21 protein-coding genes are annotated in these 23,319 nt (G+C 64.3%); 8 read left to right on the forward strand and 13 right to left on the reverse strand.

The window, feature by feature from the left end:
* The first annotated feature begins 368 nt into the window (after positions 1 to 368).
* A complete protein-coding gene (locus E5678_RS00345; RefSeq protein WP_168708452.1) occupies positions 369 to 3,599 on the forward strand; it encodes a PAS domain-containing protein in 3,231 nt (1,076 codons plus the stop codon).
* 166 nt (positions 3,600 to 3,765) lie between these two features.
* Here the strand turns inward: E5678_RS00345 and E5678_RS00350 are convergent, their stop codons facing one another.
* The 4 genes from E5678_RS00350 to E5678_RS00360 form a co-directional block, all read right to left on the reverse strand.
* Positions 3,766 to 5,379 carry a sodium:proton antiporter gene (locus E5678_RS00350; RefSeq protein WP_136176691.1) on the reverse strand — a complete coding sequence of 538 codons (1,614 nt, stop codon included), beginning with the start codon at positions 5,377 to 5,379 and terminating at the stop codon, positions 3,766 to 3,768.
* Between the two features lie 10 nt (positions 5,380 to 5,389).
* Positions 5,390 to 5,515 carry a hypothetical protein gene (locus E5678_RS22755; RefSeq protein ID WP_281728088.1) on the reverse strand — a complete coding sequence of 42 codons (126 nt, stop codon included), beginning with the start codon at positions 5,513 to 5,515 and terminating at the stop codon, positions 5,390 to 5,392.
* A 113-nt stretch (positions 5,516 to 5,628) separates the two neighbouring features.
* A complete protein-coding gene (locus tag E5678_RS00355) occupies positions 5,629 to 5,964 on the reverse strand; it encodes a flagellar basal body protein (protein WP_136176692.1) in 336 nt (111 codons plus the stop codon).
* A gap of 83 nt (positions 5,965 to 6,047) precedes the next feature.
* Entirely contained in the window at positions 6,048 to 7,025 is a 978-nt protein-coding gene (locus tag E5678_RS00360; protein ID WP_136176693.1) for a LysR family transcriptional regulator, read from the reverse strand.
* Between the two features lie 208 nt (positions 7,026 to 7,233).
* On the opposite strand from E5678_RS00360, the gene E5678_RS00365 reads away from it, so the two are divergent.
* Positions 7,234 to 8,253 carry a zinc-binding alcohol dehydrogenase family protein gene (locus E5678_RS00365; protein ID WP_136176694.1) on the forward strand — a complete coding sequence of 340 codons (1,020 nt, stop codon included), beginning with the start codon at positions 7,234 to 7,236 and terminating at the stop codon, positions 8,251 to 8,253.
* Between the two features lie 293 nt (positions 8,254 to 8,546).
* The gene (locus E5678_RS00370) at positions 8,547 to 8,990 is read left to right on the forward strand and encodes a VOC family protein (RefSeq protein WP_136180556.1); all 444 of its coding nucleotides are present in this window, start codon (positions 8,547 to 8,549) and stop codon (positions 8,988 to 8,990) included.
* Positions 8,991 to 9,082: 92 nt separating this feature from the next.
* Here the strand turns inward: E5678_RS00370 and E5678_RS00375 are convergent, their stop codons facing one another.
* The 6 genes from E5678_RS00375 to E5678_RS00400 form a co-directional block, all read right to left on the reverse strand.
* A complete protein-coding gene (locus E5678_RS00375) occupies positions 9,083 to 9,391 on the reverse strand; it encodes a high-potential iron-sulfur protein (protein ID WP_136176695.1) in 309 nt (102 codons plus the stop codon).
* A gap of 235 nt (positions 9,392 to 9,626) precedes the next feature.
* Positions 9,627 to 10,874 carry an FAD-binding domain-containing protein gene (locus tag E5678_RS00380; RefSeq protein WP_247596863.1) on the reverse strand — a complete coding sequence of 416 codons (1,248 nt, stop codon included), beginning with the start codon at positions 10,872 to 10,874 and terminating at the stop codon, positions 9,627 to 9,629.
* Between the two features lie 5 nt (positions 10,875 to 10,879).
* Positions 10,880 to 12,439, reverse strand: coding sequence for a cryptochrome/photolyase family protein (locus E5678_RS00385; protein WP_136176697.1), 1,560 nt, complete (start codon positions 12,437 to 12,439; stop codon positions 10,880 to 10,882).
* A complete protein-coding gene (locus tag E5678_RS00390) occupies positions 12,432 to 12,599 on the reverse strand; it encodes a DUF2256 domain-containing protein (protein ID WP_136176698.1) in 168 nt (55 codons plus the stop codon). Before E5678_RS00390 ends, E5678_RS00385 begins: the two co-directional genes overlap by 8 nt.
* 276 nt (positions 12,600 to 12,875) lie before the next feature.
* Positions 12,876 to 13,178: a high-potential iron-sulfur protein gene (locus E5678_RS00395; RefSeq protein WP_136176699.1), complete on the reverse strand. Its 303-nt coding sequence runs from the start codon at positions 13,176 to 13,178 to the stop codon at positions 12,876 to 12,878.
* 103 nt (positions 13,179 to 13,281) lie between these two features.
* A complete protein-coding gene (locus tag E5678_RS00400; RefSeq protein ID WP_136176700.1) occupies positions 13,282 to 13,647 on the reverse strand; it encodes a DUF393 domain-containing protein in 366 nt (121 codons plus the stop codon).
* 117 nt (positions 13,648 to 13,764) lie between these two features.
* On the opposite strand from E5678_RS00400, the gene E5678_RS00405 reads away from it, so the two are divergent.
* The 3 genes from E5678_RS00405 to E5678_RS00415 are packed head-to-tail and all read left to right on the forward strand — an operon-like array spanning position 13,765 to position 15,958.
* Entirely contained in the window at positions 13,765 to 14,817 is a 1,053-nt protein-coding gene (locus E5678_RS00405) for a MerR family transcriptional regulator (protein WP_168708453.1), read from the forward strand.
* 41 nt (positions 14,818 to 14,858) lie between these two features.
* Positions 14,859 to 15,494, forward strand: coding sequence for a heme-binding protein (locus tag E5678_RS00410; RefSeq protein WP_136176702.1), 636 nt, complete (start codon positions 14,859 to 14,861; stop codon positions 15,492 to 15,494).
* The gene (locus E5678_RS00415) at positions 15,491 to 15,958 is read left to right on the forward strand and encodes a DUF1499 domain-containing protein (RefSeq protein WP_136176703.1); all 468 of its coding nucleotides are present in this window, start codon (positions 15,491 to 15,493) and stop codon (positions 15,956 to 15,958) included. Before E5678_RS00410 ends, E5678_RS00415 begins: the two co-directional genes overlap by 4 nt.
* A gap of 34 nt (positions 15,959 to 15,992) precedes the next feature.
* Here the strand turns inward: E5678_RS00415 and E5678_RS00420 are convergent, their stop codons facing one another.
* Positions 15,993 to 16,874 carry a transglutaminase family protein gene (locus E5678_RS00420; protein WP_136176704.1) on the reverse strand — a complete coding sequence of 294 codons (882 nt, stop codon included), beginning with the start codon at positions 16,872 to 16,874 and terminating at the stop codon, positions 15,993 to 15,995.
* 693 nt (positions 16,875 to 17,567) lie between these two features.
* Between E5678_RS00420 and E5678_RS00425 the strand changes: the two genes are divergently transcribed.
* On the forward strand, positions 17,568 to 17,942 hold the full coding sequence (locus E5678_RS00425; protein ID WP_168708454.1) for a BLUF domain-containing protein: 375 nt from the start codon (positions 17,568 to 17,570) through the stop codon (positions 17,940 to 17,942).
* 245 nt (positions 17,943 to 18,187) lie between these two features.
* Here the strand turns inward: E5678_RS00425 and xdhB are convergent, their stop codons facing one another.
* Positions 18,188 to 20,668: a xanthine dehydrogenase molybdopterin binding subunit gene (gene xdhB / locus E5678_RS00430; protein ID WP_136176706.1), complete on the reverse strand. Its 2,481-nt coding sequence runs from the start codon at positions 20,666 to 20,668 to the stop codon at positions 18,188 to 18,190.
* Positions 20,665 to 22,248 (reverse strand): xanthine dehydrogenase small subunit, encoded by a 1,584-nt coding sequence (gene xdhA / locus E5678_RS00435; RefSeq protein WP_136176707.1) that lies wholly within the window; start codon positions 22,246 to 22,248, stop codon positions 20,665 to 20,667. Before xdhA ends, xdhB begins: the two co-directional genes overlap by 4 nt.
* A gap of 95 nt (positions 22,249 to 22,343) precedes the next feature.
* Here xdhA and E5678_RS00440 point away from each other — a divergent pair, with 95 nt between their 5' ends.
* Complete coding sequence (locus tag E5678_RS00440; protein WP_136176708.1) at positions 22,344 to 23,315, forward strand: LysR family transcriptional regulator; 972 nt, start codon at positions 22,344 to 22,346, stop codon at positions 23,313 to 23,315.
* Positions 23,316 to 23,319 lie beyond the last annotated feature (4 nt).

The raw sequence follows: 23,319 nt of genomic DNA on the forward strand, positions 1-23,319 counted from the left end.
GATTTGATCGGACGGCACCAAGGGCTTGCGGTGGCGTGGAGTTGATGAAAGTTGCTGCTTGATGTGTTGAGAAACGGAGCAGATGATCGAATTTCTGTGCTCTGGGTGGGTCAAGGCGGGTGGCGCGGCGCGCTGGCTGGATGTCTGGGAGAACCCCCGGGGAATAAACCTGAAAGTAGGCGGTCATTTGAGGGTTTCCAGAGGGGTCAGTGGGTGTCCCTTCAAGGGACAATGGCCGACAGGTGGAGACTTGTGCGACCAAGCCTCCTGGGCCTCATTGATTTGATGAGTCACCCGCAACAAGGTCCCATCGTGCCTGCCCAGCCGTCGACGGCGAGGTGGGTCTTTCCCCCGGAGCTTCTTTTTCAGTGCCGTCCCTCCCTTTCGAAGCCATTTTTGATGCCTCGCCTTTGCCGGGGAGCGTGGCGCGCCAGAGCGATGGCTTGATGCTGGCAGTCAACGATGCCTGGGTCGCTTTGATGGGCTTGTCGCGAGACCAGGTGATCGGGCGCAAAACCAGCGAGTTTGAGTTCTGGGTCCATCCCGAAGACCGGTCCAGGTACCTGGCCGAGTTGCCCAAGACCCATTCCCACCATTTGGTGCGCCTCAGGGCCGGGCAAATTCACCGTGTGCGCCTTCACTCCACGGTCATGGACATCGAGGGCGTCCCTTGCCTGGTGGTTTTCATGGGCGATGTGAAGAAGGAATACGAAGCTGAGGTTGCCCTGGAAGCGGCCCATCGCGCCTTGCAGCACCGGGTTGAATTGCTGGAAGCCAGCGAAAAGCTCGCCCGCATGGGGCATTGGACCAACACCGATGAGAGTTCAACGGTGGAATGGTCCGCAGGGATGTACGCCATCGGTGGCCTGGAGCCCAAACAAACCCTCTCGCGTCTTGAAGGGCGCAGCGGGATTCACCCCGACGATCTGGCTGCCTGGGTGGTCGCGCGCGAAGCCAGCGACAACCGCGAGCTGGAGTTCCGGTGGCTGCACCCGGATGGCGGCACGCGGTGGTTCAGAACCCGCATGGGGCGCACCCATTTCGCGACGCGGGAGCGCTCCAACTTTGGTGTGATTCAAGACATCACGGCCGAGCGCGAGGCCGTTGAGCGTCTGGAGGCCCAACTGGCCCTGATGCGGAACCTCACCGCCCATGTGCCTGCGGTTCTGTTTCAGGGGCGCATGCATGGTGATGGCCACAACGAGATTTCATTCGTGAACGACGCCGTTCTCGACCTGCTGGAGTTGGAGCCCGCTGATCTGTTGATCAAAGGGGCGCACATCTTTAGCCACATCCACGCGCCAGACCGTGTGCCCTTTTTCGACGCCCTGCGGTTGGCGACCGACAGATTGAGCCCCTTGCACCAGTTGTTGCGTGTTGATCTTCCCGTCAAGGGGCAGCGCTGGATCCGCCTCATGATGGCTCCTACACAGGATGCGGCGGGTACCGTGCTTTGGCACGGCTTCATGACCGATGTCTCGGACTCTGTGGGGGCTTCGCAGGCGCTGGAGCGTCAGCACCGCATGCTGGAGGCGGTGCGCCAGTCCCAGGCGGTGTTCATCGAGAGCAAGGACCGGCGACAGGCATTCGAGGGCTTGCTGGAATCGTTGGTGACCGTGACCGACAGTGAATACGGATTTGTCGGGGAGGTGTTCAGGGACGATTTGGGGCAGCCATACTTCAAGACGCATGCCATCACCAACATCGCGCGGGACGACGCCTCCCAACGGCTGTCCGCCGAACAGCAGGCGGGGGGCATGGAGTTCCGCAGCAGCGATACGCTGTTTGGCCATGCGCTGTTGACGGGTGAAACCGTGATCTCTAACGACCCGGTGCACGATCCGCGTTCGGGTGGCTTTTCGCTTGGCCACCTTCCTTTGAAGGCGTTCCTGGGTGTGCCGATCCATATCGGCGATGAAATGGTCGCCATGGTGGGTCTGGCCAACAAGCCCAGGGGCTATTCAGAGCAGGATGTCCGGTTCTTGCAGCCTTTGCTGGGCACCGTTCGGCAATTGGTGATGGCCTGGCGAGACGAGGTTCAGCGGCAGCGCACAAGCGAGGCGTTGGAAGCCACCACCGACTTGTTGAGAGAGAAAAGCAGTGTGCTCGAAGACACCCTGGAGAGCATCAACCAGGGTTTGGCCAAGATCGATGGCAGCGGTCGTCTCGTTGCGTACAACCAGCGTTTTCTGGAATTGCTGGACCTGCCGGAGACTTTGATGGCCTCGCATCCGAGCCCGGAGGCTATTCTGCGGTTCCAGAGGGATCGTGGTGACTTCGGACCCGAGCAGTCGTTCATTGACACTCCCGACCGGTCGTTCATCGAAAACCTTAAACCCCAGGGCGCGCCCGATCTGTACTTGCGGCGCACCCTGGACGGTCGCACGCTGGAGTTCCACTCCCGGACAACCAGCGATGGTGGCATTGTTCGCACCTGCAGCGATGTCAGTTCCTACATCGCCGTTCAGGAAGCCTTGCGCTCTGAGCGCCAGCGGCTGGAGTGGGTGCTGGAGGCCACCCGCCCCGGAATCTGGGAAACCGATCAGCTCACCGGCGCCATGACCATCAACGAGCGATGGGCCGAGATGCTGGGGTACACCGTTGAGGAGCTGGCGCCGGTCACCTTCAAAACCTGGACCGGTTTGCTGCATCCCGATGAGCTGGGGCGGGCGATGGAGATCCACCGCGCGCATTGTGCCCAGGAGATCCCTTACTTTGAGTGTGACTTGCGCATGCGCCACAAAGCCGGGCACTGGGTCTCGGTCAATACGCGGGGTAGGGTGCACCGGCGCGACAGCGAGGGCAAGGCTTTGTTCATGTCGGGAACCCACATGGACATCACAGACCGTGTGACGGCGCAAGAAGAAGTGCGCGCGCTCAACGCCGGTCTGGAGCTGAGGGTGGCCCAGAGGACGGCCGATCTGGAGAGCACCCTGAAGGACATGGAGGCCATCTCGTATTCGATTGCGCACGATTTGCGCGCGCCGTTGCGGGCAGTGAATGGTTTTGCTTCGGTGATCGCCGAGGGCGATCTGGGGGCCTGGGACCCTTCGTCACGCGACATGTTTGAGCGCATTGTTCGGTCTTCGCGCACCATGGGCCAAATGCTCACCGACATGTTGAGCTTGCTGCAGGTGGTGAGGGCGGATCTGGTGCCGGTGCCGGTGGACATGGGCAAGGTGGCACGGTCCGCGATCGACGCGCTGGTGGAAGACGGGTCCCGAGTGTGCGTGGTGCTGCAGGAGCTGCCTTCGGCGCAAGGCGATGCGGGTTTGCTGCGCCAGGTGCTGTTCAATCTGGTGGACAACGCGGTGAAGTACTCCAGGCAACAAGCCACCCCCACCGTCTGGATCGGCCATGACCCCGCCCGGCAGGCCTATTTCGTGCGGGACAACGGCATGGGTTTTGACATGGCGCATGCGGGCAAACTGTTTGGCTTGTTTCAGCGCCTGCACGCGAGCAGCGACGTACCGGGCATGGGCGTTGGGCTGGCGATTGTGGCGCGCATCATCGAGCGCCATGGGGGCCGCATCTGGGCGGAGTCCAAGCCCGACGCGGGGGCCACGTTCTGGTGGACCCTGCCACCCCTCGGACGGTGAGCGTTCGCCCGGACGCCGCCTGCCATTTCGCTTCTCAGGCCTGCAGCCGGGGCACCATCAGCTGACCCACCCAATTCATGAACGCCTTGTTGTCTGAAGACATGGCCTGGGTGAACGGTCATCGCATCGAGGTGTCGGGCGGCATCCACCTGTGATGACCCCTGGCTCAGGCGGGGTCGGCGGCACGCCAGGCCAGCTTGTTGACCGCGATCTCGGCCAGGTCCAGCTCCACCTCGACAGCTTGCCGCACCGCCGACGTCAGTGCCCCGGCCAGATGCAGGCGCGCCAGCTCGCGCCGTTGTGCCGTGAGCACATTCATCGACAGCCTTTGCTGCGCCGCGAGATCGCGCCGATGTTCGGCACACGCGTGGGCATCGGATGCGTCGTTGGCGGCCACGCGGCTTTCGTAGACTCCCCGCCAGGTCAGTGACCATTCCTGCACTTTGCTGGACGCAGCCCTCAGGGGATCGCCTTCGATGGCGCTGAGGGCGGTGCGGGCAATCGCTGTGTGCACATCTTCCAGGCTCATCGACGAGGCGTCGTTGCTGGCGGCGTCGATTCTCAGAAACGGCAGGACGAGGCCGCTGAGCAGCAGCGTGGCCGCCACCGTTGCGGCGGCCAGAAACACCGCGAGGTCGCGCTCGGGCATCGCCAGCCCGGTGTGGGTCAGCAGCGGAATGGCCAGCGCTGCACTCAAGGCCAATGAGCCTCGAACACCGCACATCACCGTCACCAGCAGCATGGTGAAATTCGGCAGGGTTTTTCCGCCTGCCGGGCGCTGCCGGCCCGACCACCAAGCCATCAGCAGGGTCCAGGCCATGCGCAGGGCAAACAAGGCCAGCGTCAGCAGGGCCACGTAGCCCAACAGGTTCCACCGGCTGTAGCCTTCGACCCGGTGCAGCACCTGGCGCATTTCCAGGCCCAGCATCACGAACACGACCCCATTGAGGGTCATGGTCACGGCGCTCCAGAGCGCAATGCCGTTGAGGCGTGTGGCCGCTCCGAGGTGCCTGCGGTCCAGCACGCCGCCGCAAAGACCCGCGGCCACGACAGCCAGCACACCCGAGACGCCTTGTTTGTCCGCAGCCAGGTAAGCGGCGTACGGGATGAGCAGGGAGAGGACCGTGTCGATCCGGATGCTCTCGGGCGAGCCCGAAATCAGGCTGCGGCGCAAGACATTGGCCGACACCGCCACGGCCGCGCCGATGCAAAGCCCCCCCGCAGACACGGTGACCAGCGACACCGCCGCTCCACCCAGTGAGAACTGGGCCGTGACTGCCGCCGCCACGGCGACCTTGAACGCCACGAGCGCGACCGCATCGTTGAGCAGGCTCTCACCGCTTAAAAGCGTCTGCAGGCGGGGCGGCAGCGGCATTCGGCTGATGACGCCGCTGACGGCGACGGTATCGGTGGATGCCAGGGCAGCGGCCAGCGCCATGGCCACCGCCAGCGGCATCTCGGGCAGCAAGGCATGGAGTCCGTAGCCAATCACCACGGTGGTCAGGGCGACCAGGCCAATGGCCAGACCCAGCACGGGTTTGATGGAGCCCCACAACTCGCGTTTGGGCACCTGCCAGGCTTCGATGTACAGCAGTGGCGGCACCAGGATCGCAAAGAGCAATGGGGTTTGTTCGTGCAGGTCGTCCAGTTCGGCGAAATTCGACAGCACGGCGCCGGCAGCGATCTGCAGGGCGGCCATGGGCACAGGCAGCTTGCGCCCCAGCGCCTGGAGGATGACCACAGTGCTCAGCACGACAAAAGCGAGTTCGACGTAGTTCATGGGTGGGAGCTCAGTGGGCTTCTGAGGACGCCGGGCAGGGATGCAGGGCGTCGGCGCGTGCCAGGATGGCGGGCGCGATGGGGGCCGTCCAGGCGGATGTGGTTTCCGCTGACGGCAGGGGTTGACGGGGTTGCATGGAGAGGAAAGGCGAAAAACATGGCAACGGGACCTGCTGGAGGTGCCTGTTCGCCCACAGTGTTGACCGCCAATATGGAGCAAATATGGGGAGCCGCTGGTGGGCTCCCCAGCTCAGGCCCTGGTGTCGAGCAGCGTGCCCAGCATCTGGTCTTCAGTTTCCACGGTCTTGAGGTTGGCCGCGAAGCTGTAAAGGCTCATGCGTTGCTCCACCAGATCGTCTGCCAGGTGGGCAAAGCCGTCACCGCTGGCGTCCGGTGCTTGCCGCAGCGCTGTGCTCACGCCGCCGAGACCTGGCTGGGCCATCTGCTCTGCGGTCTGGCGCTTGAACCCGGGCGTCTGCAGGTTGGCCACGTTGTGCGCGCTGGTGTCCAGGTTGCGCTGAGCGGCGCGCATGCCGCTGATCGCTGTGGCAGTGGCTGAGGTGCCGGAGGGGATGGACAAGGACATGGCGGGATGTGCTCCTGGCTGGCCCAATCAAGGCGATGGGGCTCCATCGAACCCATCGACAGCCTTGCTGAAAACTTGAGCGCTCAGCGGCTGAGGACACCCCTGTCCACCTGCGTGCCAGGTGGGTGTGAGGCCGGGTCGGTGTGGGTGTCTTGGCCCGCGTTCCCCGCGAGCCGGGCCAGCAAGGGCACGAGGTGGTCGCGCAGCGCACGCACGGCGGCCGTGACCTGCTTGCGCCCGGGTACAACCAGGTGCAGGTGGGCCAGCTCTCCCTGCCAGGCGGGGCGGACGTGCACCAGCCGACCCGCAGCCAGATGGGCGGCCATGTCGAGTTGGGAGCGGTAAGCCAGGCCGAGTCCTTCGACCGCCCACCGCGTGACGATTTCGCTGTCGTTGGCGCTGTGCCGCCCTTGCACCGGCGCGTCCAGCCAGCGGCCGTCCACGGACAGGCGCCAGGTTTTGGGCACCTCGTCCCCCACCATGAAACGCAAGGATTCGTGTTGGACCAGTTCGTTGACGGATGCAGGGGCTCCATGGCGACGCAGGTACTGGGGCGATGCGACCAGCAGCCGGGGGTTGTTGAGCACCAGCGGCAGCGCCACATGGGCCGAGTCCTTGGGCGTGCCATAGCGGATGGCCATGTCGAGTGGTACGCGCATCAGATCTGCGTTGCGATCCGACAGGTGCAGGCGCAAGGCAAGGTCGGGGTGTTGTTCCTGGAAGGTTTGCAGCCAGGGCAGCAGCACATGGCGTCCCAGATCGGACGGCATGGACACTTGCAGCTCGCCGCGCAACGCGGAGCGCGTTTTGGAAACCACCGCCTGGGCCTCGGTCAGGGCGTTGAGGGCTTCGCGCACATGGGGCAGCATGCGCTCGCCCTCGGTAGACAGGCGCAGGCTCCGCGTGCTGCGCACAAACACGGCGACGCCCCAGGCGGCTTCGAGGCGCTTCATGGCCGCACTGGCGGCTGCGGGCGACCAGTCCATGGCTTTTGCAGCGGCTGTGAGGCTGCCCAGGTCGGCCGTGTGCACAAACAGCTCCAGGTCGGTGAGTCGGGTCATCGTTCAGGTTTTTTTGAAAGTGATTCGAAGCGTTGCCGGTCGATCCGGGTGCATTTTCTGACCATACTTGCCTGTGTCGATCTGGTTGTTTTGGCTGAATCCGGTGGGTTTGGCGTTGCTTCGGATCTGAGTCGATTTTCATCCTATTGTGTCGTTTTACAGCACGAGTCGGTGGTGCTTGCCCCGTGCTTTTCTCAAAGGAGTTCCCATGAAAGCCATTGCCTACCAGGCCGCCTTGCCTGTTTCTGATCCGCTGTCCCTGCAAGATGTTGATTTGCCTGCGCCCCAGCCAGGTGCGCGCGATCTGCTGGTCGACGTGCAGGCCATTGCCGTCAATCCGGTGGACAGCAAGGTCCGCGCGGGTGTGAGCGCTGAGGCTGGCGAGTGGAAGGTGCTGGGCTGGGATGTGGTGGGTACTGTGCGCGCCGTGGGCAGCGAAGTGAGCTTGTTCAAGGTGGGCGACCGCGTCTGGTACGCCGGCGCCATCAACCGCGCCGGGGCCAATTCAGAGCAGCATCTGGTGGACGAGCGCATCGCCGCATTGGCCCCGGCATCGCTGAGCGACGCCGAAGCCGCGGCCATGCCGCTGACCACGCTGACCGCTTGGGAAATGCTGTTTGATCGCCTGGGCGTTGCCCGTGGAGACGCTTCCAAGGGCCAGTCGCTGCTGATCATTGGCGCCGCCGGTGGTGTGGGCTCGGTGCTGACGCAGCTGGCGCGCCAGCTCACGGGTCTGACCGTGATTGGCACCGCATCGCGCCCCGAAACGGTGCAGTGGGTGCGTGATCTGGGCGCCCACCATGTGCTGGACCACAGCAAGCCCTTGGCCGAAGAGGTGAAAAACGCGGGTCTGCCCGCGCCCGACTATGTGGTGAGCCTCAACAACACCGAGCAGCATTTCGAGCAAATTGCTGAACTGATCGCGCCCCAGGGCAAGTTTGGCCTGATCGACGATCCCGCTGCGGGCAGCGTCCAGATCGGCGCGCTCAAGCGCAAGGCCGTGTCACTGCACTGGGAGTTCATGTTCACCCGGTCAATGTTCGAGACTCCGGACATGATCGAGCAGCACCGCCTGCTGACCGAAGTGGCCGGTCTGATCGACGCGGGCCAGCTGAAAACCACACTGGGTGAGCATTTCGGCACCATCAACGCGACCAACCTGAAGCGCGCCCACGCGCTGCTCGAAAGCGGCCGTGCACGCGGCAAAATCGTGCTGGAAGGGTTTTGAGCACTCTGCTTGGGCTGAGGTGATCAAAGGGGGCAAGGCGCCGATCTTGCCCCTGTTGCTGCGGGCCTCGTTGCGCTCGCGCGGTGCGCATTCGGACGCGATTTTTGGGGGCCAGCTGTGCCGGCCCTGCCATCGGAGCATCGGTCGCTGCCGGCAGGTGCGGTGCGCGGTGGCCGGGTATTCAACCGGACCTTGGCGAAAGAGGCGTGATGCGCTCTAGGATGTGGGCTGTGTTCCAACCTTCAGGACTTGAAGCCATGCCAAACGAAACCGCCACGCCTTCTGCCCCTGCCATGCAGGCACCCGCCACCAACCCGGCCATGATGTCGCCGTTCCACCTCGCATTCCCCGTCAACGACCTGGAAGCGGCGCGCGGCTTTTATGGGGGTGTGATGGGTTGTCCCGAGGGCCGCAGCTCGCCCGATTGGATCGATTTCAACTTTTATGGCCACCAGATCGTGGCGCATCTGTCGCCTGAAGAAACAGGCGAGGCCTCGCGCAACGCCGTGGACGGGCATGGGGTTCCCGTGCGGCATTTCGGCATGGTGTTGCCCATGGCCGAATGGGAGGTCATGGCGGAACGGTTGAAAAACGCGGGAACGCAGTTTGTGATCGAGCCGTACATCCGCTTCAAAGGCGAGCCGGGCGAGCAGGCCACGATGTTTTTTCAGGATCCGTCGGGCAATGCGATCGAGCTGAAAGCCTTCAGCGATATTTCACGCTTGTTCGCCAAATAAAAAGCCCAGCCATGTTGGCTGGGCTTTGGAGCGCCATCAAATAGGGCGCGTCGCTGCCAGAGGGATCTTCCCCCGGCGCCCATTGAAGTCGATCAGGCCTTTTTGGCCCAGGCGCTGCACCAGCCTTTGCCGGCCACTTGCTTGCCTGCAAACAGCGGGCATGCACCGGCCGCATCGGTTGCCTTGCCCTGGAAGAGGGCGCAGTTGTGGCAACCCTGGTCGGCGGCGTGCTTGGGGTATTTTTTGCCGTCGGCTTTGGTGGTGTCGGCCACGTAGCCCAATGCCGCGGCCTGGGGTGATTTTTCGTCCAGCATGTCGGCGGCCTGTGCGCGGGAAGCCAGGGCCAGGGCGGCGCCCCCGGCGGCTACGGTCATCATGAATGTGCGTCGTGTGTTGTTCATCGTGGTCTTTGTGGTTCTGGCAGGCCGGTTGCAGATAAACACCGTCGAGGGCCTGTCGACTCGAGGTGTTGAATTCCATTCAGATTGTGTTCAGTCCCGCTTCATTCGTGTGACCTTTCGCCAGAAAGGGCGGCTGCGGCAGCGAAAATGCGGCAGCTTTGGACCTGCAATCGGGGCGCAGGCGGCGGTTTGAGGCGATTAGATGCCTGTTGGTTCGCATCGGTATTGAGAAATATCAAGGAGTCGGTGCTTGCTCGGTGAACAGCGGGCCCGCGGACCCTTCTTGAGCCAGGTGCGCCAGACCGGGCAGCTGGTGCAGGTGCGTGACCGGGCGGGCGGTGCGGGCCCACCATTGTGAAAACGAGCCGCAAGGCTGCTCAACAGGTGCAAACAGGGGAGTGGCTGGCCGTTGGGTCACACAGCGGGGCAGCAGGGCGTCGACATGGGGATCGAATGGCGTGTGTACCGATTGCGCGCCAGCGAGCGCATCGGCGAGCTGGCTTGAAGCACATGCCCAGCGGCTTGCAGTGAGGTGGGCCATGCGCTGCCCCACAAAAGCCCAGCGAGCCTCGCTCCAGGGCCATTCGGCGTGAAAGTCCAGCGGCCACCAGCCGAGCCGCAAGCAGTCGGCGGGCAAATCGTCGGGCGGTTCGCCCAGGGCCCAGGGATGCACCAACCAGACATCGCGGCCGGCGACCAAGGCTGGGTCGGGCGCGCGTGCAAAGCGGGCATCGGGTGCCGCCGTCAAGGGGGGCTCGGTGGTGCCCATGCCCCCGGGCCGTTCCCATACTGCGTTGGTTCCTGGACGTGAGGCCAGAGCCTGCATCGCTTCGTAGGACTGGTCAATGGCACTGCCCGGGCTGTGCCAGGCCACGGGCGCGTATTTCGCGACGTTTTCAGCGTTGAACACATAGGGCTTGTGGCTGCCTGTGCCCGCCACCCATTGCCAGCTGAGGTGGTTGCTGGCGAGGTCGCCATCGAGCAGGTGGGCGTACAACCAGTCGGCACCTGCGCGCCAATGCACTTTGCGCACGTGCACCACAAAGCTGGCCAGCCACATGCGGGCATGGTTGTGCAGGGTCCCTGCGGTGTAGAGCGTGCGCACGGCCTGGTCGATGGCGGGCACACCGGTCCGGGCCTCGCGGATGTCGGCGGGCAGCACCGCCGCGTAGGCGCTCTCGGGCAGCGGGCCGGCGTGCAGCGAATGGAAGATATCGCCGCCCCGTTGGCGCCAGACGTGGCGGAAGTACTCGCGCCAGCCGAGTTCGAACACGAACTTGTGACTCACGGACAAACGGTGACGAGTCGCCACACCCGCCAGCACCTCGGGCAGGGTGATCAGGCCGTGGGTGATGTAGGGCGAGAGCTGCGTGACCGCGCCTTCGATCGCATTGCGGGTGCGGGCGTATTCGGCCGGGCGCACCGCTTCGATGCGCGCGAGCACGGCCGCACGGGTTGGGGGGACGTGCAAGGTGTCGTTCATGTCCATCACCCGACCTCGCCCTGGCGAATGGCGGTGGCCCGTGCCACGACGGCGGCACGCTGGGCCTCGTTCAGGCGCGCAAGGTTTTTGACTTGCAAGGCCATGCGCGGGTTTTTGGCGAGCGTGGATTCGTGGCGCATCAGAAAATCCCAGTACAGGGTGGTGTAGGGGCAGGCTGTGTCGCCATCGCGCTGGGCCGGGTCGTAGCGGCACGCTGCGCAGGGGCCGCCCATGCGCTGGATGTATTTGCCGGTGGCCGCGTAGGGCTTGCTGGCCATCAGGCCGCCATCGCCGAACTGGCTCATGCCCAGGGTGTTGGGCAACTCCACCCATTCCACGGCGTCCACGTAGACGCCCAGGTACCAGGCGTGCACCTGCCGCGGGTCCACCCCCAGCAACAGCGCAAACAGGCCGGTCACCATGAGCCGCTGGATGTGGTGGGCGTAGCCGTGTTCCAGGGTCTGGGTGATGGCATCGTGCAGACACGCCATGTCGGTGTCGCCGGTCCAGTACCAGTCGGGCAGCGCCTGGCGGGCGTCGAGCGCGTTGCGCTCGAGGTAGCCGGGCATCTGTGTCCAGTAAATGCCCCTCACAAATTCACGCCAGCCCAGGATCTGGCGGATGAAACCCTCCACGCTGGCCAGCGGTGCCTGCCCCTGCCGGAAGGCGGTTTCGGCCGCTTCGACCACTTCGCGGGGGTGTAGGAGTTTCAGGTTGAGGGCGGCTGAAAGCTGGGAATGGTAGAGCCAGGGTTCGCCGGGCCACAGGGCGTCTTCGTAGCGACCGAACAGGGGCAGGCGCTGGTCGATGAAACGGTGCAGGGCCTCAAGCCCTTGTATGCGCGTGACCGGCCAGGCAAAGTGGTCCAGGCGACCCGGGTGGTCGGCAAAGCGCTGGTTCACCAGATTGATGACCGCCTGCGTGGTGGCGTCGGGTTCGAAGCGGCTGCGTGCTGGTAAGGCGCCGGGTCCTTGCGGGCCGAAGGCTTCGCGGTTGTCGACGTCGAAATTCCACTGCCCGCCCTCGGGCTGGCCCTCTGGCGTCATCAGGATGCCGTGGCGTTGGCGCAGCTCGCGGTAGAAATACTCCAGCCTCAGCTGCTTGCGTCCCTTCGCGTGGGCCGCGAAATCGCGCACGGTGGTGAAGAAGTGCCGGTCGTCCCGAACGTCCAGCGCCAGCCGGGCTGTCGTGGCCACGGTTTTGATCGATTGCCACACCCGCCAGTCGCCGGGGGCGGTCATCACCAGTTGAACCGGGTGCAGGTGCTCAAGGGCATGGGCCAGCTCATCCGCCAGGCTGCCGCGGTTGTCCGGGTCGTCCAGTGTGCGGTAGTGCAGCGCACAGCCCCGCTGCCGCAGTGCCTCGGCGAAATGCCGCATGGCGGCCAGGAACAGGGCCGTGCGTTGTTTGCTGGACGGGATGTGGGTCGACTCTTGCACCACCTCCGCCATCCACACGGCGTCCTGTCGTGGATCAAAGCCATCGAAAGCGGAGGCGTCGATGTCGAGTTGATCGCCGAGCACGATCACCAGGTTGCGCACCCGGGGGCTGGGCGCGTCAGCCATGGTGGCCCTTGTGCTTGCGGCAGGCGTCGGAGCAGTACTTCACGCCGTCCCAGGTGCGGGCCCAGCGTTTGCGCCAGGTCATGGGACGGCCACACGCCTCGCAGGGCTTGCTGGGCAGGGCTTGTTTGTTGCCTTTGAAGGCGGGGGGCGTCTGGGACATGGCTCGGCAGTGGTCTGGGAATTGCTCGGCTGCTGGCAGGTCGTGCGGTCAGGACGATCGCACTGCGCGGCGGAAGGCGGGGGCGTTTATCCGGGGTGTGAATCCAACCGGGAGACCACGGCGTAGACCGTGATTAACCGGCGCTACAGCGTCCATGCGCAGGGCATCCAGATTTTGAAGGCGCCGGATCACCAGCGCGTGGTCGACGGGCCCACCCCGTTCAAGGCGGTTGGCAATCATCGATTTTTGAAGCGATGAACCGCTTGCGCCCCAGCATCAGGCCTTTTTGCTCCAGGCGCTGCACCAGCCCTTGCCCGCCACCTGTTTGCCGGGAAACAGCGCGCAGGCGCCTGCTGGGTCGCTGGCTTTGCCCTGGAAGAGCGCGCAGTTGTTGCAGAGCTGGCTGGCGGCGTGCTTGGGGTATTTTTTCGCGTCAACCTGGGTGGTGTCAGCGGCATAGCCCAGGGCTGTGGCCTGCGCGCTTTTTTCATCCACCATGGTTTGGGCTTGTGCGCCCAGGGCGATGGTGGCGCCGCCGGCGGCCACGGTCATCATGAAGGTGCGTCGTGATGGGGTCATAGCAATCTTTCGGTTGTTCACAGGCCGGTGAAGACAAGAAAACACACGCCAGGCCCGGGGAGGGGGTGTGCCTGTAAATCCGGGGGGTATCAGGGAAAGGGCCTTAGGCCCGGCGCCAGCTGCGGCGCACCCGCAGAAAAACCCGGTAGCCCATTTCGAGCAGCCAGAGGCCAAGGGGCGTGCCCATCAGCCGTCCCAGCCAGGCCCAGCGCGGCAAGGTCCGCCACAGCAGGGTGAAGGCCTGGGCGCCGCTGACCAGGCTGCCATCGACCCGGCGCAGGTGCAAGCGGGCCAGAGCGGCCGCCCGGGAAAGGTCCGGTCCCATGTCGGAAGGTTCGCAGCGAGCGACGTCCACCCACTGCACGGTCTCAGCTCCCGGCTGGCGCCGGTACATCGCTATCTCCCGCGAGCACACCGGGCATTCGCCGTCGAAGTACACGGTGGGGGTGGTCGGGTATGTGTCAGGCATGGGCGCAATGTATCCGAATACGATGCAAAATGAGTTCAATGAATATTTGTTGAGAAAATTTACGCACTATTCCGATTCATTAACGACTCAATGAAGATTCGAAGAAAAAATCACACCATGCCCAAGCCGCCACGCAATGCCACAACCGCGCCGCCAGAACCTGCTGTGAAGCTCCTGTACCGCAGTGGTGCCGTGGCACGCATGGTGCACATGCCGGTTGCCACCTTGCGCATCTGGGAGCGGCGTTACCAGGCCGTTGCACCATCGACCTCACCGACGGGACATCGCCTCTACACAGCAGCTGATGTCGAGCGGGTGGCCGTTCTGCGGCAACTGACTGAAAACGGCCACGCCATTGGCTCGATCGCATCGCTGGCGATGGACCAGCTTCGCGAGGTCGCCCGCACCCACGCCGAAGGTGGCGCAGGGGCCCCCCAAAGCGCTGAGGACGCTCGCAAGGCGCGCGCCGCCGCGCCTCGCTGGGTGGTGGTGGGTGCGGCGCTGGCCCGGCGGCTGTTGCGCCCGACGACCCGGCAAGGCGGTGCGAAGGCACCGCATGTGGTGGCGGTTTTCGAATCACTGGCCGATGCAACACGTTCCGCAACCGGGCTCAAGGCAGACCGCCTGATCTGGCAGACGCCCGGTCTGAAGGTGGGCGACTTGCCCGAACTTCTGGCCGCACAAGCCGCATGGGGTGCCGGTGCGGTGGGGCTGGTCTACGCCTTCGCAGGGGCTGCGGCACGCCGGGCCTTTGCGGTGGCAGGCGTCCAGTCGCTGCTTGAACCCCGCGACGATGAGGCACTGGGTGCCTGGTTGTCCGGGTTTGATGGCCCCATGCCCTCCTGCTCATCGCCCGCCAGGCCGCACCCGGCGCCAGTCGACGCCGTGTGGCTGGCAGCGGGGGCGATTGCGCCGAGGCGCTTCGACGATGCCACCCTGACCGATCTGGCGGGCCTGCCGCCAACCATGGCTTGCGAGTGTCCGCGGCATGTGGCCGAGCTGCTGATGCAGCTGTCGAACTTCGAGACCTACAGCGCTGACTGCAGCACCCTGAGCCCGGCGGATGCCGAGTTGCATGGTTACCTGCATCGGGTGTCCGCCACGGCGCGGACCTTGTTTGAATCCGCGCTGGAGCGCGTGGCCGCTCACGAAAACCTGTCGGTTCGCTGAGGCGATCCGATCTCCTTTTTTCTTTATTGGAGGTATACCCCATGAAATGGTTGATTCCCCTGGTGCTCGCCACCATGCCCTTCGTAGCCCATGCGACCGAGGAACCGGCTTTCGAAGTGGCCCAGCAACTGGATGGCGCGCAGGTGCGGGCCTACGCGCCTTATGTCGTGGCCGAAGTGCTGGTGGACGGCCCCGCCGAGCAGGCCGGTAGCGCGGCGTTCCCGATCCTGGCCGGCTATATCTTTGGAAAGAACAAGGGCGAGCGAAAACTCGACATGACCGCACCCGTGACCCAGTCGGCTGTGCCCGTGAAGCTGGAGATGACGGCGCCGGTGACACAGGCCTCTGCGCCGGGCGGCTATGTGGTGCAGTTCGCCCTGCCCCGTGGCGTGACGCTGGCCACGGCTCCCGAGCCGCTGGATTCGCGCGTGCGGCTGCGCGAGGTGTCCGGCGCGCGCGTGGCCGTGATCCGCTATTCGGGGTTCTGGTCGCAGGCCAACTTTGACGAGCACCTGGGCAAGCTCCAGACCATCTTGCGCGGGGCGCAAATCGCCTGGACGGGTGAGCCCGTCCTGTCCCGCTACGACCCGCCCTACATGCCGTGGTTCTTGCGGCGCAACGAAATCTGGCTGACGGTGGCAACGCCAGCGACTGCATCAAAGGAGGGGGTTCAATGAGCACGCAAAAAGCGGGCTTGACGCTGGGTACAGCGGCCCTGGGGCTTGCACTGTCCCTGTTACTGGGTGGCTGCGCCACATCTGGACCGGCACCCGGTGGCACGGCTGATCCGACCGGTGCGGCTTTGGCTTGCACGCTGTCCAGCAATTGTGTGAACTCGCTGCCAGGCAGTGATCTGGCGCCGCTGCGCTTTGATGGATCAGCGGTTGAGGCGATGGCGGCACTGAGGGTGAGCCTGGCGGCGTTTCCCGAGGCGCGGATCGTGAAGGCCGAGTCCCTCGCAATGGAGGTCGTCTTCACCACATCGGTCGGCTTCCAGGACCGCGTGAATTTCCTGATCGATGCGCCGCGCCAGCGCATCGATTACAGCTCGCGTTCCCGCTTTGGCCTCTACGATTTTGGCAAGAACCGCTCACGCATGGAAGCTTTCGCGCGCCAATTCGAGCAGGGCAGGGCGCGCTGAGGCGCCTGGTGATGGCGGCTTCAGGCGGTGTTCCTCAGGCATACGGCGCAAAGCCGCTGTCTGTGGAGAGTGCCATGGGGCTGTGGTGCGGCAACACAATGCCGAGTGATGCATCTTCAATGGCGGTTGCCTGGATCAACGGCGCCTGGGTTTGCACGCTGCCAAAGATGGTGGCAAAGGCCACATCGGCCGCGTCGCGCCCGGTACCGAAGCGCAGGAATGCCATGGGAATGGCGGTGCCAGACGGGTCGAAGATGTACCAGCGGTTGCCCAGGTAGGCTTCGACGTAGGCGTGGAAATCGGGCGGACCCAATGCAGGGTCGGCGCCGAAGTCGGTGCCGGTGGCAAAGCGTGCCGGGATGTTGCAGGCACGGCACAAGGCGATCATGAGGTGGGCAAAGTCGCGGCAGACACCCACCTGCTCAATGAGCGTGTCGGCCGCCGACGTGTTGCCGTTTGAGGTGTTGGAGGTGAATGCGACGTGGCGTGTGACCCAGTCACGGATCGCCAGCACCCGCATATAGCCCTGCTTGAGGTTGCCGAATTCGTTGTACGCCAGTCGCAACAGGCGGTCGGACTGACAGTACCGGCTGGGGTAGATGTAGCCCATGGTCTCCGGCGGCAGCAAATGAACCGGCACTTCGCCGATGCTGGCGGGGTCGGCCAGGTGGTGGTTGATGTCGACTGTGGCCGAATAGCGCACCTGCAGTGGTCCGCCCTGGGCATGCATGCGCATGTAGCGGTTGCCGCTGGTGGGATCGGTGTGCACGGGGGCATCAATCCATTGACTGACCGACAGCTGTTCGTTCGATACGGTCTGGCTTGGCGTGTGGGCCGCGTGGATGTTGAACACGAAGTCGGCGCCCTGAGGGTCGACCACGTAGTCCAACTCGATATTGAGATTGAGTCTGATCATGAACCCATTGGATACCTATTTCGAGAAATTTGCCGCCATCAGCCGGTATCCCTCAAAAAAAATCGTGGTGGTGCTTCGTTCGTGCTGAAACGGCCGACCTTGCGCAGCACTTCCTCGACCGTCGCGGGTGCACGGACGGTTTGGGGCTGGCCACCTGCTTGCCTCGCCCTGTTGCGCAGCGCCCGGAGCCCAGGATCGCTGCCTCAGGTAGCGCTCGCCGGTCAAGCCTGCGAATCCAGCGAAAGCGACACCATCGAACAAGGCGTGGTTTGGAGCCTCGGGCACAAAGTCAATTGCCACATGGCGTCAAGTTTGGCCGTGGTGGCAGCAAAGTACCGAGCACTCAGTGCGTTCAAAAAATCCGACAGCCTGAGGAATTCACCAGCTTTTCCATGTCATGGATCTGTGTGACAACCGTCAAGTGCGGTGGTCTGCTGACCCATTGATGGCACTTGCCGCCTGTTTTGACGGGTGTGCCTGAGCGGGTGCGGGCCGCAAGCCCGGCGAGTCGTCTTGCAAGAACGAACCCGACCTCGGAACGATGTCAACGCGAAAGGACTGTCAATCGACCAACCCATGGAGTCGAGGTTCACTTTTGTCGCTGGCTTGCTCCGGTTTTGGGCCATGATGTGGTTTTACCTTGGGAGAAAACCCCTGTACCAGTTGATTTACATGAGTGTGGAGTCGCACGAAATGACTGAGCAAGACCTCGCAGACTTGCTTGAGCAGGCCCGCACCCGCAATGCGGGGCTGGCCATCACGGGCATGTTGTTGTACCGCGATGGCTTTTTCCTTCAAGCGATCGAGGGCGAGCGTTCAGACGTGGAAGCGGTGTACCGTTCGATTTCGCTTGATGCCCGCCACACGGGGCTGTATGTGATTGAGCAATCGGACATTGACGCGCGGCGTTTTTCCGATTGGCGCATGGGGTACCGGAATCTGTCTGGAACGGATTCGGGTACCGCGCCCGGCGCTGGCCAATTGTTTGATCGCGAAAGCGTGGTGAAGCAGGTGCCGAATCACCGGGATCTGGCGGTTGATCTGCTCGCGCATTTCGCCGAGGCCTGAGGCTGGGTGACTGCGGCCGTCGCAGCCGCGGTACACATGCTCAGCCCAAGAGGGAAACGCCTGCATGGACGTTTCCGGCGGTTGCATTTTTGTGCGCCTGCAGGTCTTACGGTTTGACTCCGCCCCGCGTTTGACAACAGGGCAGAGTTCAGGACGAGACCCGTGAGCGGGTCGCCGCGGGTGGCTCCATTGAGGTGCGGCCAAGAGAGGGATCTTCAAAAAGCGCGCGGCTATTTTGCCTCGCCCTATTCACTCAGGCTCCTCAGTATTTCTTCTGCTGTGGCCGGCGCATTCATTCCAGCCGCTGAAGCCCCTGTTTGTTCTATCGCATCGCGCAAGGCCTCAAACACACTGATCGCCAGCATGAGGGGTGGCTCGCCCACGGCTTTGCTGCCGTGCACATTGTCTTCACGGTTGGCTTCGTGCCACAGGTCCACCTGGAAGTGGGCCGGAATATCCCCGGTGGCCGGAATCTTGTAGGTGCTGGGGGCGTGGGTGGCGAGGGTGCCGTCGGCCTTCCAGACGAGTTGCTCGGTGGTGAGCCAGCCCATGCCCTGCACAAAGCCGCCTTCGATCTGGCCGATGTCGATCGCCGGGTTGATGCTCTGGCCCACGTCGTGCAGGATGTCCACTTTCATTACGCGGCTCTCGCCGGTGAGCGTGTCGATGGCAACTTCGGTGCAAGCGGCGCCATAGGCGAAGTAATAAAAGGGCCGACCAGTGAGGGTGGTCTTGTCGTAGTGGATCTTGGGCGTGCGGTAAAAGCCGTCGCTCCAGAGCTGGATGCGGTTGGCGTATGCCGCGCCCACCACGTCTTCAAATGCGCGGTTGGACTTTTCGGTCGTGACGCGCCCGCCTTCAAAGCGCACCGCGCCAGCGCCCACACCGTCCAGCCCGGCCACGAAGGCCGCCAGGTTGTTGCGCACCGTGCGCGCGGCGAACTGCGCGGCCCGGCCATTCAGATCGGTGCCGGCAGACGCGGCGGTGGCGCTGGCGTTGGGCACCTTGCTGGTGTCGGCCGCCGTGGACAGCACGCGCTCAAACGGAATGCCCAGCTCGTCGGCCACGATCTGGGCGATCTTGGTGTTCAGGCCTTGGCCCATTTCGGTGCCACCGTGGTTCACTTGCGCGCTGCCATCGGTGTACACGTGCACCAATGCGCCGGCCTGGTTGAACAGGGTGGCGGTGAAGCTGATACCAAACTTCACCGGGGTGAGCGCCAGGCCGCGCTTGATGACCGGGCTCTGGGCGTTCCAGGCCGCGATCTGTTCGCGCCTTTCCCGGTAGCCGCTGGTCAGGGCGAGCTGGTTGATGAGCGGGTCCAGGATGTTGTCCTCTACCTTCATCTGGTAGTGGGTGACGTTGCGTTCTTCCGTGCCATAGAGGTTGCGCAGGCGCACGTCCAGCGGATCCATGCCGAGGGTGCGCGCGATGTCGCTGATGATGCGCTCGATCACGATCACGCCCTGGGGGCCGCCGAAGCCGCGAAAGGCTGTGTGGCTCTGGGTGTTGGTTTTGCAGCGGTAGGAGCTGATCGCCACGTCTTCGAGGAAGTAGGCATTGTCGGCATGAAAGATGGCGCGGTCGGCCACCGGGCCTGAGAGGTCGGCCGAGAAACCACAGTTCGCCAGCATCTCCAGCGCCATGCCGCAGAGCAGGCCGCTGTCATCAAAACCCACGCGGTAGTGGTAGGCAAACGGGTGGCGCTTGCCGGTGATCATGAAATCGTCGTCGCGGTCCAGCCGCAGCTTGACCGGGCATTGCAGCCGGTTGGCGGCGATGGCCGCCCACACAGCGAGATGGCCGGCCTGGGTTTCCTTGCCGCCAAAGCCACCGCCCATGCGGCGGCATTCCACCGTGACCGCGTGGTTGGCCAAACCCAGTGCGTGCGACACCCAGTGCTGCACCTCGCCGGGGTGTTGTGTGCTGGTGTAGACCCACCACTGGTTTTGCTCCAGCGGCAACACGTAGGCGATCTGCCCCTCGAGGTAAAAATGCTCCTGGCCGCCCACTTCAAAGCGGCCTTCGAGCTGGTGTGGTGCGCGCTGGAGTGCGGCGTTGGCGTCGCCCCGCTTCACATGGACCGGGGGCAGCACGTAATGTTCCAGCGCGTGGGCTTCGTGCACGCTGATCACGGGGGCCAGCGGCTCAATTTCCAGCTGCACCAGGCGGGCGGCTCGCCGCGCGGTCATCGCGTCGTCTGCGATCACCAGTGCAATCACCTGGCCCACGAACTGCACGGTGTCCAGCGCCAGCACGGGTTCGTCGTGCGCAAAAGCAGCGAGGGTGACATCGCCGGGGATGTCGCCGGCATCGATCACCGCGCGCACACCGGGCACAGCCAGCGCTGCGCTGGCGTCGACCTTGCGCAAGATGCCGTGGGCCACGGGCGAGCACACGGGCGCGGCGTGCAGCGTGCCGCGCACCTCGGGGATGTCATCGATGTACGTCGCGGCGCCCGCCACCTGGGCGGCGGCGCTTTCGTGAAAACGCGACTGCCCAGCGGCACGGGTGGATAAACCCCCACGCTCCGCCGCTGATGCGGGTCGCTGCCCCCCGAGGGGGTTGCCCCCGCCTTGGGGCGGCCCGGCGTCGGGGGCGGATGGGCCCCCACGCTCCGCCGCTGACGCGGCTCGCTGCCCCCCGAGGGGGTTGCCCCCGCCTTGGGGCGGCCCGGCGTCGGGGGCGGTGGTCTTTGTCACGGGCTTGAAGTCGGGTGTGTTCATGCCAGTGCCTCCACGGTCTTCAGGCTCTCCAGATTGATGGCGGTCTGTCCCTGGCTTTCCAGCCAGAAGCGCTGAAGCAAGTTGCCCAGAACGGTTTGCCGGTAGTGGGCGCTCGCTCGCATATCGGACAGGGGCTGGAATTCCGCGCGCAGGGCTGCCATGCCCGCCATGACGGTGTCCGCTGTCCAGGGCTGACCCATTAAGGCCGCCTCGGATTGCCGTGCCCGTACCGGCGTGGCGGCCACGCCACCCACGCCGATCGACGCGAGTTGCACCAAGCCCCCCGCCACGGTGAGCCCAATGGCCAGACAGACCGCCGAGATATCGTCGTCAAAGCGTTTGCTGATTTTGTAGACCTTCAGCATGTCTGCGCCTTCGTGACCGGTTGCCGTGGGGGCGGGCCGGGGCACCTTGATCCAGGCGAGCAGCTCGTCGGGGCGCATCACATTGGTGCGGTAGCCCGTGTACAGGTCTTCCAGACGCAATTCGCGGTGGGCGATTTCGCCACCGTCCCGGGTTTTTTTCCAGCGCATCAGGACCACGCTGGCCTCCAGCGCGATGAGCAGCGGCATGGCGTCACCAATGGGCGAGCCGTTGGCCACGTTGCCCCCCAGCGTGCCGGAGTTGCGCACTGGCAAGCCGGCGAATCGGCGGCTGAAATCCAGCAGCTGGGGACGCTCGCTCACCAGGGCTTCAAAGGCGTGTGTGAGCGAGACAGCTGCGCCGATCGCGATGTGGTGTGGGTAGGTTTCCACCTGCTGGAGTTCGCGTGCGGCGGTGACGTCAAGAACCTGTGCAAACCGCTTGTGCATCTTGGTCACCCACAAGCCGACGTCGGTTGTGCCTGCCACGACCTGCGCCTTGGGATGCCGGGCGCGGGCTTGCAGCAACGCGGCCAGGGTTCTGGGACGCAGGTAGGGGCCGGCCTCGCCGTCTTTGGGTCGGATGGTTTTCAGTGCGTTGAGGGTCGCCTTTTCATCCACAGCACATCCGGCGGGCAGGGGGAGCGAGCCCATTTTTTCAGCCGCGTCCAGGATGGGGCGATAGCCGGTGCACCGGCAGAGGTTGCCCGACAGGTCGGTCTGGGCGCGTTCGCGCGTGACGCCCTGTCCACCCTGGGTATTCTGGTACAGGCCAAACAGGCTCATGACAAAACCGGGCGTGCAAAAGCCGCATTGGCTGGCGTGGCACTGCACCATGGCTTCTTGCACCGGGTGCAGGCCTGGCACCCCGGAAAGCGCGGGGCCCGGAACTGCGCCTCCGCCCAGGGGCTTCGGCGTGCCGCGGTCCGGATCCACTGCAATGTCGGCAGCCGTCCAGACGGCCATGCCGTTGACCGAATGGGCCAGGCGGATGCAGCTGTTGATGGCTTTGTATTCAAGGCGGCCGTTGACGGCTTCGGCGATCACCACCGTGCAGGCCCCGCAATCGCCCTCGCCGCAGCCTTCTTTGGTGGCGGTGAGGTTCAAATCGTCCCGCAAGACCTGCAGCAAGGTCCTGTCGGGTGGTACATTGCCCAGCGCCACGGGCTGGCCGCGACGGACAAATCTCAGGGTTTGTGCGGAGTTTTTGACGGTCATGCGCGCCAGCATAGCGCTTCGCCCCCTGGCCCAACATATGCTCTACCGTATGGCATGAATGTCTTAACCACGATCCCCGCATACAGTCGACAGGTATGAAATACGTGTCCATGTTCGACAAAATTGATCTGCACCTGATCCGCGTGCTTCACACCGTGCTCACCGAGCGCAGTGTGTCGCGCGCTGCGCTGCGCCTGGGCATGTACCAGCCAGCGGTGAGTGCATCGCTCAAGCGCCTGCGTGATCTGGCGGGTGACCCGTTGCTGGTTCGCTCGGGTTCGGGCATGGTGCCGACCGAAGCGGGCTTGCGCATGGTGGAGCCGGCGGCGCACATCTTGCGTTCGGCCGAGATGCTGTTTTCCGACGCCCGCAGCTTTGATCCGGCCAGCACCACCCAGACCTTCAGCCTGGCCGCCAGCGATTACATGGATCCCAAGTTCCTGCCCTTGCTGGTCGCCCAGCTCAAGGCGCAGGCCCCCAATTGCCTGATCGATATCCACCCTTTGTCGGCCGATGCCGATTACCGCCGCCAACTCGCCATGGGCCAGGTGGATGTGGTGATTGGCAATTGGCCCAAACCCCCCGACGATCTGCACCTGGGGCGGCTGTTTGGCGACGAGGTGGTCTGCCTGGTGGCCAACCACCACCCTGCCGTCAAGCGCGGCTGGGACCAGGAAGCCTGGCTGGCCATTGATCACATTGCGCCCATGCCCACCCACCCGGGCGCCCGAGGGGTGATCGACGACCACCTGGCCACCCAGGGGCTGGTGCGCAATATCGCTGTCCGGTGCCCGCATTTCGGGTTGATCCCGGCGATGGTCGCCGACAGCCTGCTGGTCCTGACCACGGGCCGCCACTATTGCGAGCGCTTTGTTGATACGCTGCCTGTGCAGATCCTGCCCCCGGCGGTTCCGTTCCCCCGCATGATGTACTACCAGCTGTGGCATGAGCGCACCCACGGTTCGGCTGCAGGCCGATGGTTGCGTGAGCAAATCAAGAATGTGGCCGCTTCGCTGCGCCGCCCGGATGGCGAGGCGATTGGCGCTGCGCCTGTTGTCAACGACTGAGAAC

This window comes from Hydrogenophaga sp. PAMC20947 (assembly GCF_004795855.1).
GTDB lineage: Bacteria > Pseudomonadota > Gammaproteobacteria > Burkholderiales > Burkholderiaceae_C > Hydrogenophaga.